Below are 954 nucleotides of genomic sequence, written 5' to 3'. Positions count from 1 at the left end.
GACCAGCTTGCCAGCCAGATCCAGAGTGGCATGATAATCGCATTATTAATAGGTATTGTAATATCCATAATTATAGTTGGGCTTTACTTCAGATCAATTGTTGCCGCATTTGTTCCATTTTTAATCTTCCTGTTATCTGCAGTGGTGAGTGGTGGAATCAACGGTTTGATATACAAATACATTTTCGATAAAAAAATATCATTTATAACGCCAACACTGCTATTAATACTTATTCTTGGAATTGCATCGGATTATTCAGTATACATACTGTCAAGATACAGATCTGAAAGAAGAAAGGGAAATAAAAATGCGATACCAGAATCAGCCAAATGGGCCGGTCAGGCAGTATTTACATCCGGTGCAACAGTTGCATTATCATACGTTGTTCTATGGGTTTCAAATATACCGATATTCAGTGATGCCGGTTTTACCAATGCAATATCAGCTGTAATTACCATAATAGCGGCAAATACATTTTTAATAGCCCTTATGGCACAGTTAAAGGACAGAATATTTTATCCCGCCAAAATTAAGGAGGGTTCAAAACTTCCATTTGAGCATTCCATGGAGAAGGTTGCCAATTTTACAATTAAAAATAAAAAGAAGATACTTGTAATATTTGTGGTTGTAACCTTTGCATCCCTTGCACTTTATGCCGAGACGCCAACAAACATGGATGTATTTACCCTCCTGCCACCAAGCAGCGGAATACAATCACTGGTTGTTGTAAACAATTCGTTCCATTATGATTTGTTTGATCCTGCGTATATAATTTTAAATTTTACATCCCCATTAGTAATACATAAAAATAATACATATTATTATAATACAACAGAATATAATCAGATACTGTCAATAGAGCATAATCTTTCAAGCTCAGGTTATGTTTCTGACATATACGGAATAGGTTCTCCATTTGGCCAGACTGTGAATTTAACATCTAAAGGTGCATTA

Annotated in this window: 1 protein-coding gene; it reads left to right on the top strand. The window is 35.2% G+C overall.

The genetic code is table 11. The features are described from left to right. Window positions 1-18: 18 nt before the first annotated feature. Window positions 19-954 (top strand): MMPL family transporter (locus AOG54_RS03995; RefSeq protein ID WP_269082557.1); only part of this gene is annotated, 936 nt, incomplete at its 3' end.

It is taken from the genome of Acidiplasma aeolicum, from assembly GCF_001402945.1.
GTDB lineage: Archaea > Thermoplasmatota > Thermoplasmata > Thermoplasmatales > Thermoplasmataceae > Acidiplasma > Acidiplasma aeolicum.
This window is presented reverse-complemented; position numbering and strand designations above follow the sequence as displayed.